Here is a 1,253-nt window from a genome sequence, read left to right on the forward strand (position 1 = left end):
CCGATGGTGTGCCGCTTGGTGATGGTTCTGTTGACGGCGAGCCAGCTGAGGAGCCCCCGCCCGATGGCGTTCCGCTTGGCGGCTCTGTTGACGGCGGCTCTGTTGACGGCGAACCACCCGATGACGGTGGGTTCGTGGTGGACGGTGGAGGTGTGTAAGGCTGGTCATTCCCGCCGTCTGTGCTCCCGGGACGCACGAACGGGCGGTTCGTCGACGGATCCACGAGCGTGAACGACACCAGCGGGCCGGGCGATCCTTCGATGATCGTGACCATCGTCGGCGAGAATGCGGGCCACGTGGGACCGGCAAAGGTCGGATTCGAATGCGCGGAAGGTGCGGTCAGCGGGTTTCCGCAGTTGCATTTCGTGGCCGGTCTGCCGTATCTGTCCACTAGCACGGCTGTACCGGCCTGAAGTACCGAAGAGATGGCGACCGCGCGATTGCCGGCATAGCGATGGTTCGTCACGTACGTGTCAGTGCGTAGGATTACCGGCGTCAGTGTCCTGAGATGACTCGGCGCGTCCTGGGGCCTGACCCCGAGGACGCCGGACCACGCAGTCGCCCGATCAGGGTTGCGTCGAAGGAGCTCGGCCATCTTTCCGATGTCGCAACTGGGGTGGCTGGGGGTTCCGCCGTACAGCCCCGGGGTGTTCGCCGGGTAGGTATGTCCGACCGTCGGCGGTGGTTGGACGTCCGCCGTGTCCGTGCCGACAGGGGGCAGGAACGGGTTCGGCCCGGGTTCGAAGACCGGTTCTCGGGTGAAGCTCGCGGCCGTCTTCTCGGCGCCGGTCAACGAGAGGCCGACGAAGCCGGCGAGCGCGGCGGCCAGCACCACCAGAACGGCGATGACTGCCGGCAGGCTGAAGGTCAGGTGACGGATCCGTCGTCCTAGCGGTTTGGACTGGACGCGTTCGGCGGGCGGGCCGGCAGCGGGCGTCGAGACGACCTGCCGCGCGGGTGTTGCCGGGCCACCCGTACCGGCAGGGTCGGCAACAGCGCCGCTGGGAGGTTCGACCGACCCTGTCCGCTTGGTGACGATCGGGCGGGCAGTCGGACCCGGTGCCGCGATCCGTCGTCCGGTGGCGTCAACCCTTCCGGACGTGCGAGTGGATGGCCGGGTCGTCGGCTCTGTCCGTAGGGGTGCCCAGCCGTGCATCACTTCGGTGACGGCCGCCTGCTGCTCGGCCGGAGGGCTTCCGATCATGCTCCACAACAGCTCGGTAGCGGACGGGCGGTCCGCCGGTTCCTTGCTC

At 68.0% G+C, this 1,253-nt stretch carries 1 protein-coding gene; it reads right to left on the minus strand.

Going from position 1 to position 1,253, the window contains the following annotated elements:
• Window positions 1–1,204: DUF6777 domain-containing protein (locus tag U9980_RS28600; RefSeq protein ID WP_416210305.1), on the minus strand; the 1,204-nt coding region annotated here is incomplete at its 3' end.
• Window positions 1,205–1,253 lie beyond the last annotated feature (49 nt).

Source organism: Protofrankia sp. Cr1 (assembly GCF_963555865.1).
Taxonomy (GTDB): Bacteria; Actinomycetota; Actinomycetes; order Frankiales; family Frankiaceae; genus Protofrankia.